The 13,845-nt window shown below is 63.6% G+C and carries 15 protein-coding genes; 8 read left to right on the top strand and 7 right to left on the bottom strand.

Annotation, left to right across the window (positions count from 1 at the left end):
* The first annotated feature begins 101 nt into the window (after nucleotides 1-101).
* Nucleotides 102-1,892, top strand: coding sequence for a chloride channel protein (locus EUU22_RS18740; protein ID WP_129333496.1), 1,791 nt, complete (start codon nucleotides 102-104; stop codon nucleotides 1,890-1,892).
* Nucleotides 1,893-1,922: 30 nt separating this feature from the next.
* On the opposite strand, the gene pdeM is transcribed toward EUU22_RS18740, so the two are convergent.
* Nucleotides 1,923-2,648: a ligase-associated DNA damage response endonuclease PdeM gene (pdeM, locus tag EUU22_RS18735; RefSeq protein WP_129333495.1), complete on the bottom strand. Its 726-nt coding sequence runs from the start codon at nucleotides 2,646-2,648 to the stop codon at nucleotides 1,923-1,925.
* Between the two features lie 46 nt (nucleotides 2,649-2,694).
* Nucleotides 2,695-5,229: a ligase-associated DNA damage response DEXH box helicase gene (locus EUU22_RS18730; protein WP_165351215.1), complete on the bottom strand. Its 2,535-nt coding sequence runs from the start codon at nucleotides 5,227-5,229 to the stop codon at nucleotides 2,695-2,697.
* A gap of 122 nt (nucleotides 5,230-5,351) precedes the next feature.
* On the opposite strand from EUU22_RS18730, the gene EUU22_RS18725 reads away from it, so the two are divergent.
* A complete protein-coding gene (locus tag EUU22_RS18725) occupies nucleotides 5,352-5,855 on the top strand; it encodes an RrF2 family transcriptional regulator (RefSeq protein ID WP_129333493.1) in 504 nt (167 codons plus the stop codon).
* A gap of 44 nt (nucleotides 5,856-5,899) precedes the next feature.
* Nucleotides 5,900-6,361, top strand: coding sequence for a carboxymuconolactone decarboxylase family protein (locus EUU22_RS18720; protein ID WP_129333492.1), 462 nt, complete (start codon nucleotides 5,900-5,902; stop codon nucleotides 6,359-6,361).
* 28 nt (nucleotides 6,362-6,389) lie between these two features.
* On the opposite strand, the gene EUU22_RS18715 is transcribed toward EUU22_RS18720, so the two are convergent.
* The 3 genes from EUU22_RS18715 to EUU22_RS18705 all read right to left on the bottom strand — a co-directional run bounded on the left by EUU22_RS18715 (nucleotide 6,390) and on the right by EUU22_RS18705 (nucleotide 8,824).
* The gene (locus EUU22_RS18715) at nucleotides 6,390-7,028 is read right to left on the bottom strand and encodes a YitT family protein (protein WP_245485164.1); all 639 of its coding nucleotides are present in this window, start codon (nucleotides 7,026-7,028) and stop codon (nucleotides 6,390-6,392) included.
* Nucleotides 7,029-7,127: 99 nt separating this feature from the next.
* On the bottom strand, nucleotides 7,128-7,766 hold the full coding sequence (locus tag EUU22_RS18710) for a YitT family protein (RefSeq protein ID WP_129333759.1): 639 nt from the start codon (nucleotides 7,764-7,766) through the stop codon (nucleotides 7,128-7,130).
* Nucleotides 7,767-7,882: 116 nt separating this feature from the next.
* The gene (locus EUU22_RS18705) at nucleotides 7,883-8,824 is read right to left on the bottom strand and encodes a class I SAM-dependent DNA methyltransferase (protein ID WP_129333490.1); all 942 of its coding nucleotides are present in this window, start codon (nucleotides 8,822-8,824) and stop codon (nucleotides 7,883-7,885) included.
* A gap of 147 nt (nucleotides 8,825-8,971) precedes the next feature.
* Between EUU22_RS18705 and EUU22_RS18700 the strand changes: the two genes are divergently transcribed.
* The 3 genes from EUU22_RS18700 to EUU22_RS18690 all read left to right on the top strand — a co-directional run bounded on the left by EUU22_RS18700 (nucleotide 8,972) and on the right by EUU22_RS18690 (nucleotide 11,128).
* Nucleotides 8,972-9,238 (top strand): DUF6460 domain-containing protein, encoded by a 267-nt coding sequence (locus tag EUU22_RS18700; RefSeq protein ID WP_129333489.1) that lies wholly within the window; start codon nucleotides 8,972-8,974, stop codon nucleotides 9,236-9,238.
* Nucleotide 9,239: 1 nt separating this feature from the next.
* Nucleotides 9,240-9,746 carry a CAP domain-containing protein gene (locus EUU22_RS18695; protein ID WP_129333488.1) on the top strand — a complete coding sequence of 169 codons (507 nt, stop codon included), beginning with the start codon at nucleotides 9,240-9,242 and terminating at the stop codon, nucleotides 9,744-9,746.
* An 86-nt stretch (nucleotides 9,747-9,832) separates the two neighbouring features.
* The gene (locus EUU22_RS18690; RefSeq protein ID WP_129333758.1) at nucleotides 9,833-11,128 is read left to right on the top strand and encodes an MATE family efflux transporter; all 1,296 of its coding nucleotides are present in this window, start codon (nucleotides 9,833-9,835) and stop codon (nucleotides 11,126-11,128) included.
* Here EUU22_RS18690 and EUU22_RS18685 read toward each other — a convergent pair.
* On the bottom strand, nucleotides 11,104-12,192 hold the full coding sequence (locus EUU22_RS18685; protein ID WP_129333487.1) for a quinone-dependent dihydroorotate dehydrogenase: 1,089 nt from the start codon (nucleotides 12,190-12,192) through the stop codon (nucleotides 11,104-11,106). The two genes, EUU22_RS18690 and EUU22_RS18685, sit on opposite strands and share 25 nt — an antisense overlap.
* On the bottom strand, nucleotides 12,189-12,536 hold the full coding sequence (locus EUU22_RS18680; protein ID WP_129333486.1) for a DUF952 domain-containing protein: 348 nt from the start codon (nucleotides 12,534-12,536) through the stop codon (nucleotides 12,189-12,191). Before EUU22_RS18680 ends, EUU22_RS18685 begins: the two co-directional genes overlap by 4 nt.
* A 117-nt stretch (nucleotides 12,537-12,653) precedes the next feature.
* Between EUU22_RS18680 and EUU22_RS18675 the strand changes: the two genes are divergently transcribed.
* Together EUU22_RS18675 and EUU22_RS18670 are read left to right on the top strand one after the other, a co-directional pair.
* Nucleotides 12,654-13,088 (top strand): hypothetical protein, encoded by a 435-nt coding sequence (locus tag EUU22_RS18675; protein ID WP_129333485.1) that lies wholly within the window; start codon nucleotides 12,654-12,656, stop codon nucleotides 13,086-13,088.
* Between the two features lie 97 nt (nucleotides 13,089-13,185).
* Entirely contained in the window at nucleotides 13,186-13,830 is a 645-nt protein-coding gene (locus tag EUU22_RS18670) for a response regulator transcription factor (protein ID WP_129333484.1), read from the top strand.
* Nucleotides 13,831-13,845 lie beyond the last annotated feature (15 nt).

The following is a 13,845-nucleotide window of genomic DNA, read 5'->3' as shown; positions in this document are numbered from 1 at the left end:
CAGGTGCTCACATAGCGACGGGTAAGGTCGGTTACGAGTTTGCCTCTGCAGGCGGTTCGCACTAAGTAGCATGCATCTCTTTGCCCCCTCGTCGCACCATCATGCTCCAGCACCTGTTACGTTCGTCGTCTTCCATTCGCGCTGTTGTCGACCCGGCACGCCTGCGAGTACTCATCCGCCGGAGCGAGTTCGGGCTTATCGCCGCGGCGGTGGCGGTCGGTGTGGCGGCCGGTCTTGTTGTCGCGGCCATGAGCTGGATTTCGCAGGCGCTGCACCGCCTCATGTTCAGGTTGCCGTCCGGCGAGCGGCTGAGTGCCGCCAGCGAAATCGATCCATTTCTTGTTCTCATCGCGCCGATCATCGGCGGCATCATCATTGGTGCGGTGTTTCTCATCCTGCGGGAGTGGCGCAAGAAGCCGATGGTCGACCCGATCGAGGCCAACGCGCTGCACGGCGGGCGCCTGTCGCTGACCGACAGCATCATCGTAGCCGTCCAGAACCTGATCTCAAACGGGTTCGGCGCCTCCGTCGGACTGGAGGCCGGCTATACCCAGCTTTCCTCGGGGATCGCCTCGAAGATCGGCTACCTGCTGCAACTGCGCCGCGCTGATCTCCGCATTCTTGTCGGGTGTGGTGCGGCGGGTGCAATCGCAGCTGCGTTCAATGCGCCGCTGACGGGCGCCTTCTACGCCTTCGAACTCATCATCGGTACCTATACGATCGTGAGCCTCGCGCCTGTCGTGGTTTCGGCGCTGATCGCGACCATCATCACCCGCCTCCTCTTCGGCGACGCCTTCATGATCGACGTCGGCGAATTCGGGAGCGTTGTCCCGGCAGACTATGTTCCGGCGATCTTGCTCGGCGTCTTCTGCGCCGGTGCGGGCATCCTTCTCATGAAGGGGGTTACGCTGATCGAGGAGACGGCGCGCAAGAGTTCGGTGTCGCCGACATTCCGGCCAGCACTCGGCGGCATCGTCGTCGGCCTCATGGCCCTGATCGATCAACAGGTGCTTTCGGCCGGCCACGGCGCGCTGCATCTCAATCTCGGGGAGAGCATCACGATTCCCACACTCCTGGTGCTCCTTGCCCTGAAGTCGGTGGCATCTGCCGTTTCGATCGGTTCCGGCTTCCGCGGCGGTCTCTTCTTCGCCTCGCTCTTCATCGGCGCCTTGCTGGGCAAGCTCTTCGCCTATTCGGCTCCCTACGTGTTCGCCCATGCCACGGTCACGCCGGTGATCTATGCCGTGGTCGGCATGAGCGCCCTTGCCGTCGCCGTCATCGGCGGCCCTTTGACGATGACGTTCCTGGCGCTGGAAATGACGGGGGACTTCCCGATCACGGCACTCGCGCTTGCGGCAGTCATCACCTCTTCGATCACTGCACGCATGACGTTCGGATACTCCTTCGCGACCTGGCGCTTCCATCTGCGCGGCGAAACCATACGCAGCGCGCACGACGTCGGCTGGATTCGCAATCTGACCGTCTCACGCATGATGCGTGCGGACGTCCGGACAGCGTTCGCAGACACGCCCTTCGAAGACTTCCGCAAAGAGTTCCCCTTGGGATCGACGCAGCGGGTCCTCTTGACGGACGAGACAGGCAAATATGCGGGCATCGTACTCCTGCCGGACGTCTACGCTGCTCTCAGGGAAGACGCGGCAGAACCGCCGACGATCGCATCCTTCGCGAAATACCAGAACGACGTTCTGCTCGGCACGATGAACGCCAAACAGGCGGCAGCGATGTTCGACAGGTTGAAAGCGGAAGCGCTTGCCGTGGTGAACAATCAGATCGAGCGACGGGTCGTCGGCCTGCTTACGGAAAGCTACACGCTGAGGCGCTACAGCGAAGAACTCGATCGTCGGCGGAGGGAGATGTCCGGCGAAATCTGAGCCGAAACCTCGGCACAAACCGTTGTGCGATCACCCCATGAGATTGGCGTAGCGGACCGAGTATATGCGGTCCCGTCCGAGAAGATGCGCGATCAGCGCCGTCTGGTCGAAGAGGCCGGAAAAGGCACGGTGGCGCAGGTCGAGGCCGCCGGTCAGGACGCCGAAGGCCGGCATCAGCAGGCGTGCGCCGTCGGTCGCGAAACAGGCCCGGCGCACTGATTTTTCTCGCCGACGAACGGTTGCGGAAGGGTGCAGATGGCCGGCGATTTCAGCCCTGCCGTCGATCAGCGAGGGTTCGTGGCGAAAGACCAGATTGCCGAAGCGCAACTCGTCGGCACACCTGCCCGGCAGGTCGACGGTGCCGTCGGGATCGTGGTTGCCGTTGATCCAGATCCACTCACGGCCGCGCGCCATCGCCGCGATCATCGCGCGGAAGTCCGGCGGCATCAGCGCCGAACCGACGCGATCATGGAAATTGTCACCGAGACTGACGACAATCGCCGGATTGTAACGTGTGACGACCGTCTCAAGTCGCCGCAACGTCGAGAGTGTATCGTAGGGCGGCAGCAGTTGCCCGCGACGGGCGAAGGCGGCGCCCTTTTCGAGATGGAGATCGGAGACGACGAGAAGATCGAGGTCCGGAAGATAGAGTGCTCCGGTGGGATCGCAAATCGCACCGGCGCCGGCGACGGAAAATTCGGCCGTCAGTTCGGCGCTTCCCGAAAGCGGGCTTCTCAGGGCGGCGAGCCGGTTCATCCGCTTGTCTTTTCCTTCCGGGCCTTGCCCTTCGATGGCGGCCGTCCTAGGCCATCGCCTCGGCGATCAATTCGTCTGCGGCTTCCGCCAGCACATGTTCCTGGGCCTCGCCTGCCACTGGTTCGCGGCCGATCTCCAGCATCACGGGCACGGCGAGCGGCGAGATGTGATCGAGCCGGCGGTGGGTGATGTGGCCCTTGATTCTCTTTAGCATATCGCCGAGGCGGGCAATATCCAAAAGCCCGGCCGCGGCATCCTGCCTCGTCGCCTGCAGGAGAATGTGGTCCGGCTCATGCGTACGCAGCACGTCGTAGATCAGATCGGCCGAAACCGTCACCTGCCGACCGGTCTTTTCCTTGCCCGGATGGCGCTTCTCGATCAACCCCGCGATCACCGCGCAGGTACGGAAGGTGCGCTTCAGCATCCAGGATTCGGCAAGCCAGGCCTCGAGGTCGTCGCCGAGCATATCCTCGTCGAAGAGTTCGCCGAGCGCCAGCCTCTGCGACTGCACCATCGCGCCGATATCCTCCAAGCCCCATACGGCGAGCGAATAGTCGGTGGCGACGAAGCCGAGCGGCTTTGCCCCCATCCGCTCCAACCGTCGGGTAAGCAGCATGCCAAGCGTCTGATGCGCAAGCCGCCCTTCGAAAGGATAGGCCACCATGTAGAAACGGCTGGCACGCGGAAAGGTCTCGATCAGCAGCTCGCCTCGCCTCGGCAGAACCGATTTCTCGCGCTGGATCTCCAGCCAGTCGCGCACCTGGTCCGGTAATGCTCGCCAGCGGGCCGGATCGTCGAGCATGGCGCGGACCTGGTCGGCGAGATAGGTGGAAAGCGGGAACTTGCCGCCGGCATAGGCGGGGATCTTCGGGTCCTGCGAAAACGCGTTGGAGACGAGGCACTCGTTCTCGCGGATGCCCTCGAAGCGGACGGTCTTGCCGGAGAAGAGAAAGGTATCGCCCGGAGAAAGACTTTCGAGGAAATATTCCTCGACCTGCCCGAGCGCCGTGCCGCCGCGCATCGGCCCGCCACGACCGAGGGAGCCGAGATGACTGCGTTTCACCAGCCGCACGTTCAGCATCGGCATCTCGACGATCGTTCCGAGATTGAGGCGATATTGCTGGGCGATCTGCGGATTGGAGACGCGCCAGCGCCCCTCCTTGTTGCACCTTATCCGGGCGTATCGCTCGTAGGTGCGCAGCGCATAGCCGCCAGTGGCCACGAAATCGACGATCCGGTCGAAGGTCTCGCGCGGCAGGCGAGCATAAGGCGCCGCCGACGTGACCTCTGCATGGAGCGCGTCGGCATCGAACGGCTCGGCACAGGCCATGCCGAGCACGTGCTGGGCAAGGACGTCGAGCGAGCCCTCTCCGACGGGCGGCGTATCTTGCGCGCCGAGGTAATTGGCGTCGAGAGCCGCCTGGCATTCCATGACCTCGAAACGGTTGGCGGGCACCAGGATCGCGCGGCTCGGCTCGTCCATCCGGTGGTTGGCGCGGCCGATGCGCTGGGCGAGCCGCGAGGCACCCTTCGGCGCGCCGACATGGACGACGAGGTCGACATCACCCCAGTCGATGCCGAGGTCGAGCGTCGAGGTAGCGACGACCGCACGCAGCCGGTTTTCCGCCATTGCCGCCTCGACCTTGCGGCGCTGCCCGACGTCGAGGGAGCCGTGATGTAGCGCGATCGGCAGGTTGTCGTCGTTGACCGTCCAGAGTTCTTGAAAGAGAAGCTCGGCCTGCGAGCGTGTGTTGACGAAGACCAGCGTCGTCCGGAAGCGTTTCAAAATCGCGTAGAGATCCGGGATCGCGTAGCGGGCGGAGTGGCCGGACCACGGAATTCGGTCCTCCGTGTGCAGGATCGAAATATCGGGCCTGGCGCCACCTTCGACGGTAACGAGACCTGCTTCGCACGTCTTTCCCAGCTCTTGGCCCACCAACCAGCGCATGAGATCGGGCGGATCGGCAACGGTCGCCGAGAGCCCGATAGTCTGCAGACGCGGCGCCAGACGCCTCAGTCTCGCAAGCCCGAGCGAAAGTAGGTGGCCGCGCTTCGACGTGACCAGCGAGTGCAGCTCGTCGAAAATGACGTAGCGGAGATCCTTGAAGAAGCGCGCCGCCTCGCCGTTGGCGATCAGCAACGCGACCTGTTCCGGTGTCGTGAGCAGGATGTCCGGCGGATTGAGCTTCTGGCGCTGCCGCTTCGACTGCGGCGTGTCGCCGGTACGGTTCTCGATCGTGATCGGCAGGCCCATCTCGGCAACCGGCTTCGTCAGGTTGCGCTCGATATCGACGGCAAGCGCCTTCAAAGGCGAGACATAAAGCGTATGGATGCCGGTGAAGGCCGTGCCGGGCTTGCGTCTGCCCCTTCGCGCAAGATCGGTGAGCGACGGCAGGAAGCCGGCCAGTGTCTTGCCGGCACCGGTCGGGGCGATCAGCAGCGTGCTCTCACCCCGTTCGGCGCGCGCCAACAACTCCAGCTGATGGGCGCGCGGCTGCCAGCCCTTGTCCGCGAACCAGCGGTGAAAGGCATCGGGAAGAGAGACGGAGGAACCCGTCGTGGTGGAATCGGTCGCGCTCACGGTGAGAAGGTAGTGAAGCCGGATCGGAATTGGAAAAGAAAATCGAAACCGTGGCGCCAGCCAGCGAATTGACAGCCGCAGAGAATCATGGATATTTCTTATCCGCGATAGGACGTTACAAGATGAAGCTCAGCGAAGGCATAGAACAGGCAATCCATTGCGTGACGATGCTGGCGGGGCTCGCCGAGGGTCAGGTGCTCTCGGCTGCCGCTCTGGCCGAGTACCACGGCGTTTCGGCCAGCTACCTTCTGAAACATCTTCAGGCGCTCTCGGGTGCCGGAATTCTCGCCACGGTGCCGGGGCCAAAGGGCGGCTACCGGCTGGCGCTCGCGCCGAAGGACATCTCTTTGCTCAACATCGTTCTGGCGATCGAGGGTCCGGCCCCGGCGTTCCGCTGCGCCGAAATCCGCCAGCGTGGCCCGAAACCGCTTCCCGTGCGCTATTTCCAGGCTCCCTGTGGGATCGCGAGCGCCATGCATGCCGCCGAGCGCGTCTACCGCGGTGAACTCGCGAAGACGAGCATCGCCGACATTCTCGCCGGCGTGCAGGCCGTGGACGAGGACGGTGCGATTGCCGGCCGGGGCACCGATTTCATCGCCTGCCACGTGCGGCAGACCGGTCGTTGAACGACCGATATTCAGGACCTTCCAAGCAACCAAGGAGAAGCGCAATGCAGCCACGTTTCGATTTCGCCAAAGCCTCGCCCGAATCCTACAAGGCAGTTTTCGCCCTCGAACAATACATCCGCAACTGCGGCCTGGAACCTCGGCATATCCATCTCCTGAAGCTCCGCGCGTCGCAGATCAACGGCTGTGCCTACTGCGTCGATATGCACGTCAAGGAGGCGCGGCACGACGGCTTCAGCGAACAGTGGATCAATCTCGTCTGTGCCTGGCGGGAATCGCCGCTCTATGACGCCCGCGAGCGGGCGTTGCTGGAATGGACGGAGGCCGTGACCAACGTGGCGCAGACAGGGGTGCCCAACACCTCCTACGAGGAAATCCGCAAGCACTTCTCCGACGAGGAGGTCGTCAAGATCACGACGGCGATCGGCACGATCAACGTCTGGAACCGGCTCTGCGTCAGCTTCCGGTCACAGCATCCGATCGACGAACCCGCGCAAGCCGCCTGACTTGACCGACGCCAGAAGCCGTCGTCGCTCACATCGCGATGTAGCGATCCTTGCGGTGATTGATCGCAAGCGTCAGGTTGAGCACGACGGCACCGACGACCGAGCAGAAGATGATGTAGTAGCTGGCGAGAAAGAAGGAGAACACCAGCACCATGCCGTCGAAGGCGAGCTGCACCAGCCCGGCCCGCCATCCGAAGCGGTCCTGCAGATAGAGAGCAAGGATTCCGAAGCCGCCGAGGCTTGCCCGGTGGCGGAAGAGGGCGAGTAGGCCCGCGCCGATGAGAAGGCCTCCGAAGGGAGCCGCCACCAGCGGATCGAGGTTTGAGAAGCCGATGTAGCTCGGCACGGTCTCGGAGAGCACCGAAGTCAGCGCCACCGCCGCGAAGGTCTTCAGCGTGAAGGCCAGCCCGAAGCGCTTCAGCGCCAGATAGTAGAAGGGCAGATTGACGGCAAAGAAGACGGCACCGAAGCTGAAACCCGTCGCATAATGGAGGAGGAAGGCGACGCCCGCCGTGCCGCCCGTCAGAAGCCCCGCTCCGGAGAGCAGCATAACGCCGAGCGTCACCAGCATGCCACCTGCCGCAAGCCCCTGCGTATCTTCGATGATGGAGTGATGCTCGGCGGACGATGCCATCATCTCCCGCAGCTTCGGCCTCACGTCGCTCATCGCCATGCTCGATGTCCTCTCACCCGTACCAGACCCCGTCTGTCGTTTACGCGGTAATGCGGTTTCGTGCCAAGCTCAAGGGACTTCCGCTCTCCACAATCACCGGAGAACGACGTAGCGGTCGGAGCGGTGGTTGATGGCGACAAACAAATTGAGCACCACCGCGCCGACGACCGAGCAGATTACCACCGCCGGGCTGACGACCGCGAAAGCGAAGACCATGACGGTGAGATCGAAGGCGAGTTGTACGAGACCGGCGCGGACGCCGAAACGTTCCTGCAGGTAAACCGCGAGGATGCCGATGCCACCGAGGCTCGCACGATGGCGGTAGAGAGCCAGCACGCCGTAACCGAGGAGAAGGCCGCCGAGGATGGCACCCCAGATAGGATCGATGGTGCTGATGCCGATCAGCCGGCCTTCGAACTCGACGATCAGCGAGGTCAGCGCGATCGCGGCGAAGGTCTTCAGCGTGAAATCGATCCCGACGCGACGAAGCGACAGGATGTAGAACGGCAGGTTCAGCAGGAAGAAGATCAGCCCGAAGCTGACGCCGCTTGCGTAGTGGAGCAGGAAGGCGACACCCGCCATGCCGCCGGTGAGAAGTCCGACCTTGGCGAGAAGATAAAGGCCGAGTGCCGACACCATGCTTCCGGTGACGATGCCCTGGACATCCTCGGCGATCGTGTGCCGGGTCGGGCTGGTATTCAAAATGCCCCACATGCTGCTCACCTGCGCCACGGTCACGACCTCCGGAATGTCTGAGAACGTGCATATTGTGCACCGCATCATTTCGGCTCGCAAGCGCGATATGTCAGCAATACTGACCTACCAGTGAGTTCGCAATTTTCGTTCCTTCAGGCGCGCCGTTCGGCAAGAAACAGGATGCCGTGGACTGGCTTTCCGGAATCCATGCGGATAACCGAGCGCGTGACCTGCCGTGTGTCGAAGCCGGCATCGGCCAGCGCCTGCCGGACATAGGCCTCCGAATGGCGGTAGCGCAAGGAAGGCGCGAGTTCGAAGCCCTGCCCGGCGTCGGCCTCTTCGACGGAAAAGGCGAAGAGCGCGCCGGGTGCAGCAAGAGCTGCGGCGAGCACAAAGGCGTTGTCCAGGCTACCGAGATACATCAGCACGTCGGCAGCCGCGACGAGATCGGCGCGACCCCCGGCGAGCCCCGATCCGAAAAGGCCCGACCGTTCGGTGGGAAGCGACAGGTCGGCCTCTCCGAGATGATCGTATATCTGTTTGACGGATGCCTTCGCGAGCATGTTGGCCGAAAGGTCGAACCCTTCAAGCCTGTCGACGCAGTCACGGATCGCCACACCGAAGAGGCCCGTGCCGCAGCCGAGGTCGATTGCGAGACGGAAGCGGCGCTCTCCGGCGACTTCCCGGATAAGGGTGGCCAATTTGCCCGGCACACTGTAGTCGAGTTTCTCGACGAGCGAGGTCTCGAAACGATCGGCATAGTCGTCGAAAAGGGCCTCGACATAACGGCTCGACGGCTGTTCCGGCATCGGCTCGGCGCCGAGCACGGCGAGTTTCAGCCGGGCGGCGAACACGTCCTGCGGGTCGAGAATGACGACACGCCGCAATGCTGCGATCGCTGCCTCAATCTTGCCCGCCTTTTCACTGTATTCCGCGAGCCGGAGCCAGCCGGCCGCCCAATCGGGTGCAAGCTCAAGCGCCTGTTCCATGAGCTCGGCAGCAGCCGCAGGGTCGCCACCCTCGCTCAGCATCTTCGCGTAGTCGGCGCGACGATCGGCAGTGAGGTTACCGGACGAGAACTGGATCTGTTGCATGGCGGCTTTCCTGGAAAGGCGCGCGGTCTTGACCGAAAGCGGGAAAAAACACAAGAGCTATTTGCGCGACACCCGCAAGAGCGGGCGGGTGAGGTGCTTGCAGGCCGGCAGACGTCTGCTTATGTGGTGGAAAACAGGAGACCGGACATGTCGGATGGGGTGAACAGATTTCTCGGGGATACGCCGGGCCGCACTGTGGTCAAGCTTCTGGTCGTGTCGCTGATTGTTGGCTTCGTCATGACGGTGTTCGGCATCTACCCGATCGACATCCTGGAAGGCGTCCGGCATTTCATCCTCGAACTCTGGTACCGCGGCTTTGCCGCGCTCGGCCGGGTGGGCGATTACCTGCTTCTCGGCGCGACCATCGTCATTCCCGTCTTCATCGTCCTGAGACTAATGAGCTACCGACGCTGACATGCCCGTGACCGTGCTTCGATACCTGCCGCGGCGACGCTTCCTCATGCTGACAGGCATCGGCCTGGCGGGTGGCCTCACCGCCTGCAAGACGACGGACATCGTGCCGTCCGGCGACGACACGGCGCGTGCCGAGACGAACGGCGCGCTGCCGCTCGTCAACACCCTTCGGAACAGCAAGGGGCTCCCCACCCTCGAATACAGCAAGATCGCCGAGGCTGCCGCGCTTTCGCAGGCGCAGCGGATGGCGCGGGCCGGTGAGATGTCACATCTGATCGGGAGAGGTGACGACTTTCTTCTCCGGATGAAGTCGATGGGCGTACCGCTGCCGGCCTCCGAAAACATCGCCGCAGGTCAGTCGCAGGTGGCGGACGCGGTCGATGCCTGGATACGATCCGAAAAGCACCTGCACAACATGCTCGGCGCCTATCGCGGTCTCGGCGTTGCCGTAGCGCATAATCCCTCTTCCGCAAACCGTCCCTATTGGGCAATGGTGCTCGCGAGCTAGGCGATTCCCGCCCTGGCAATCCAGCTGGAGACGGGCGCGTGGACGTCGGGACCAGAGCAAGAGACAGCTTTGACGTCACCCACAGGATGGTGCTTTCGATCGCCGTACCGATGACGCTCGGCTTTCTGACGACCCCGCTGCTCGGCCTCACCGACACCGCAGTGGTCGGGCGGACCGGCGATGCGGCGGCGCTCGCGGGTCTTGCGATCGGCGCCGTTCTCTTCGACCTCATCTTTTCGAGCGTCAGCTTCCTGCGCGCCTCGACGACCGCCCTGGTGGCGCAGGCTCTCGGCCGCGGCGACAAACACGAGCAGCAGGCCATATTCTGGCGGGCGCTCGTACTCTCCGTCGGGCTCGGGCTCATCATTCTCGCCGCCTCACCGTGGCTGCTTTCCGTCGGCTTGCGGATGATGGGCCCGGAGGGCACGACGGCCGTGGCAACGGCAACCTATTTCTCGATCCGAATCCTCGCCGGGCCGCTGACACTCACCAATTACACCATCCTAGGTTTTGTGCTGGGGCTCGGCCGCGGAGCGACCGGGCTGCTGTTGCAGACGATCCTCAACGGCACCAACATCGTCCTCTCGATCTATCTTGGTCTCGTTCTCGGTTGGGGTGTGGCCGGCGTCGCCTGGGGCACGCTCATCGGGGAAGCGACGGCAGCCGTTGTCGGGCTCGCACTCATCATCCCGCGCTTCGACCGAAAGGACGGACCGACGGTCGCCGAGATATTCAGTCGCGCCAAGCTTTCGGCACTCCTGGCGATCAACCGCGACCTCATGATCCGCACCTTCACGCTGCTTGCCGCCTTCACGCTGATGACACGCATCGGCACCGGCTTCGGCGCCGGCATTCTGGCGGCGAACGCGGTGCTGATGAATTTCTTCATGATCGCAAGCTTCTATCTCGACGGCATGGCGAATGCCGCCGAGCAGATTGTCGGACGAGCGGTCGGCGCCCGCTTCCGCGAAGGCTTCGACCGGGCAATCAGGCTCACCGCACTCTGGTCATTGGGGCTCGCGCTGGTCTCCTGCCTGTTCTTCCTGGTCTTCGGCAGCGCCATCATCGACTTCATGACGACGGCCGCCGACGTCCGGGCGATTGCCGCGGACTATCTGCCCTGGGCGGCGGTCACCGCACTCACCGGCGCGCTGGCGTTCCAGATGGACGGCGTCTATATCGGCGCGACATGGTCCCGCGAGATGCGCAACATGATGCTGCTCGCGTTCACCGGCTACGGCCTGTCGCTGGCGCTCTTCGTGCCGCTTTTCGGCAATCACGGCCTCTGGCTGTCGCTCAACCTGTTCCTGGCCTTGCGCGGCCTCCTGCTACTTGCTCGCCTGCCGGCGCGGGTGGCTCAGAGCTTCACTGACAGCCATTGATCGAGGCCGCTGTCGCGCAGGTCACGGATCGACGCCACGCCTTCGCGATCGAGCAGCGCCGGCAATCCGCGCAGGATCCGCCCCGGCAATCCCGGGCCTTCGTAGACCATGCACGAATAGAGCTGCACGAGATCGGCCCCCGCGCGCACCTTCTCGAGCGCCGTCTCCGCCGAGGAGACCCCGCCGACGCCGATGATCGGCAAGGCCGGACCGACGCGCTTACGCATTCTGGCAAGCACCGCCGTCGAACGCGTAAAGAGCGGCTTGCCGGAGAGGCCGCCCGCCTCCGCGGCCAGACGCGGATCGCTCACGCCGTCACGCGACAAGGTCGTGTTCGAGACGATGAGGCCGTCGAGATTGTGGCTCATCACCTCGGCGGCGATGTCATCCATCCCCTCCTCGGTGAGATCCGGCGCGATCTTCAGGAAGACTGAGAGCCGTTTGCCGGTTCTCGCCGCCTCGTCGTCGCGGGCAGCAAGCACGGCCGACAGCAGAGCAGCCAGGCTCTCGCGGGCCTGCAGGTCGCGCAGTCCGGGCGTATTCGGAGAGGAGATGTTGACGGTGAAATAGCTCGCTACGGTATAGAAGCGGCGGATGCCGGTGACGTAGTCCTCGATGCGGTCGGCGCTGTCCTTGTTGGCCCCGATGTTGACACCGACGATGCCGCCCGCACGACGCGCACTGAGCCGTGCGAAAGCGGCGTCATGGCCCTCGTTGTTGAAACCGAGACGGTTGATGACCGCTTCGTCCTTTTCCAGACGGAAGATGCGCGGCCGCGGATTGCCGGGCTGCGGCTTCGGCGTGACGGTGCCGACCTCCGTGAAACCGAAGCCGAGGCGAAGGATGGCATCCGGCACTTCGGCGTTCTTGTCGTAGCCGGCGGCGAGGCCGAGCGGATTGGGGAAGACGATCCCCGCAACCGTCTGCGTCAGACGGGTATCGGCGGGCACGCGGCAACCGGGGACGAGCCCCGTCTTCAGGGCCGCGATGGAAAGGCCGTGCGCCGTCTCGCCGTCGAGCAGGAAAAGGCCGCGGCGGGCGAGTGTCTTGAAAGGTCCGGTCATGAGCCGAGCTCCGGGAAGATGTGGAAGCCGTCCGGCCCGAGCGGCAGGGGCTTCTGCCAGGCGATCACGGAAACCGGCAGCTCGCCATAGAGATGCGGGAAGAGGTCGCCGCCGCGCGAGGGCTCGAACTTCAACCGGTCTCCGAGAGTGGAGACCGGGACTGCGACCAACAGCAAACCCTCGACACCGGCAAAGTGCAGCCGGGCCGTTTCGCGGACCTGGGCGCCGGTCGAGAAGTGGATATAGCCGTCCTTGAGGTCAATCGCCGCACCGGAGAAAATACCGTCGGCTTCCGCCTTTTGCCACAAGTCGCACGGTACTATCTTGTATATGAGACTATGCAAGAGCTCATCCTTTTCTGCCCGGTGACGGCGCAGGGAGGGTTTGCCGCAAACCGTGCATTTTGTCCACGGCAACGGGGCGGGAATGGGTGCAGGCCAACGCTTTTTTGGAGAAAGACCATGAAATTCCAGCTTCTCTTGCCAGCGATCCTGCTCTGCATGACCGGACCGCTGGTTGCGAGCGCCGAGGAGCCGGTGGACGGGCGCTTCCGGCTTGAAAGATCCGGGGACGCCTTCGTGCGGCTGGATACGCGGACAGGTGCCATGACGCTGTGTCGCGAACAGGACGGCGCGCTGGTCTGCCGTATGGCGGCCGATGAACGCGCGGCCTACGAGGAGGACCTCGGCCGGCTGGAAAAGCGCGTAGCTGCGCTTGAAGCAGCCGTTGCTGCCGGCCAGCCGCTTGCCGGACGCCAGCGAGAAGATCTGCCGTCCGACGAGGAAGTCGAACGATCGATCGGCATCATGGAGCGCTTCATGCGCAGCTTCTTCGGCCTGGTCGAGGAGTTCAAGAGCAAGGAAGAAAAGACCGGGCCGGCGCCCGATCGCACCTAGACACTAGACTATTGTATATATTGTCAGGTGTCGCTAAAAGACAAATGACCGCCCTGCAGGCGTACCGGGCCGGGCGCTCTTGGGAGGGAGCGAGCACATGACAGCACTCACCATCATCATCGCAGACGATCATCCGCTTTTCCGGGGAGCCCTTCGACAGGCCGTCGACGGCATGGAAGGGAAGAAGACGGTCATCGAGGCGGGTGATTTTGAGGCGGCGCGCAAGACCGCGTCGCAGCATCCGGACGCCGATCTTCTACTGCTCGACCTCGCAATGCCGGGTGTCAGCGGTTTTTCCGGACTGATGGCGCTCAGGGCCGAATTCGCCAATCTGCCGATCGTCATCGTGTCGGCGAGCGACGACCAGACGACCATCCGCCGGTCCCTGGAACTCGGAGCTTCCGGGTTCATCTCCAAGTCGTCGGGCATCGACGACATCCGCACCGCCATACAGACTGTCCTCAGAGGCGATATCTGGACGCCGGCCTTCTATGAGGGTGGGCAGGAGGATCCGGAGGTCGCCGATCTCATCGCCCGGCTGCGGACGCTGACGCCGCAACAGAGCCGCGTGCTCGGCATGCTCGCCGAAGGCCTGCTCAACAAGCAGATCGCCTACGAACTCGGCGTTTCGGAAGCGACGATCAAGGCTCATGTTTCGGCGATCCTGCTGAAGCTCAAGGTCGACAGCCGCACGCAGGCCGTGATCCAGCTCGGCAAGATCAACATGGCCATGGTCGCCTGACACGCGGAATCTATA

It is taken from the genome of Ciceribacter ferrooxidans (genome assembly GCF_004137355.1).
Lineage (GTDB): Bacteria > Pseudomonadota > Alphaproteobacteria > Rhizobiales > Rhizobiaceae > Allorhizobium > Allorhizobium ferrooxidans.
Note: the sequence above shows the minus strand (reverse complement) of the source record. Positions and strands in the feature narration are given on the sequence as shown.

What these genes read in the sequence shown, in the direction of transcription:
- EUU22_RS18670 (WP_129333484.1), top strand. Translation starts at nt 13,186, where the DNA reads ATGACAGCACTCACCATCATCATCGCAGACGATCATCCGCTTTTCCGG.
- EUU22_RS18720 (WP_129333492.1), top strand. Translation starts at nt 5,900, where the DNA reads ATGCAGCCACGTTTCGATTTCGCCAAAGCCTCGCCCGAATCCTACAAG.
- EUU22_RS18700 (WP_129333489.1), top strand. Translation starts at nt 8,972, where the DNA reads ATGTCGGATGGGGTGAACAGATTTCTCGGGGATACGCCGGGCCGCACT.
- pdeM (WP_129333495.1), bottom strand. Translation starts at nt 2,648, where the DNA reads ATGAACCGGCTCGCCGCCCTGAGAAGCCCGCTTTCGGGAAGCGCCGAA.
- EUU22_RS18695 (WP_129333488.1), top strand. Translation starts at nt 9,240, where the DNA reads ATGCCCGTGACCGTGCTTCGATACCTGCCGCGGCGACGCTTCCTCATG.
- EUU22_RS18725 (WP_129333493.1), top strand. Translation starts at nt 5,352, where the DNA reads ATGAAGCTCAGCGAAGGCATAGAACAGGCAATCCATTGCGTGACGATG.
- EUU22_RS18740 (WP_129333496.1), top strand. Translation starts at nt 102, where the DNA reads ATGCTCCAGCACCTGTTACGTTCGTCGTCTTCCATTCGCGCTGTTGTC.
- EUU22_RS18715 (WP_245485164.1), bottom strand. Translation starts at nt 7,028, where the DNA reads ATGAGCGACGTGAGGCCGAAGCTGCGGGAGATGATGGCATCGTCCGCC.
- EUU22_RS18675 (WP_129333485.1), top strand. Translation starts at nt 12,654, where the DNA reads ATGAAATTCCAGCTTCTCTTGCCAGCGATCCTGCTCTGCATGACCGGA.
- EUU22_RS18705 (WP_129333490.1), bottom strand. Translation starts at nt 8,824, where the DNA reads ATGCAACAGATCCAGTTCTCGTCCGGTAACCTCACTGCCGATCGTCGC.
- EUU22_RS18690 (WP_129333758.1), top strand. Translation starts at nt 9,833, where the DNA reads ATGGTGCTTTCGATCGCCGTACCGATGACGCTCGGCTTTCTGACGACC.
- EUU22_RS18685 (WP_129333487.1), bottom strand. Translation starts at nt 12,192, where the DNA reads ATGACCGGACCTTTCAAGACACTCGCCCGCCGCGGCCTTTTCCTGCTC.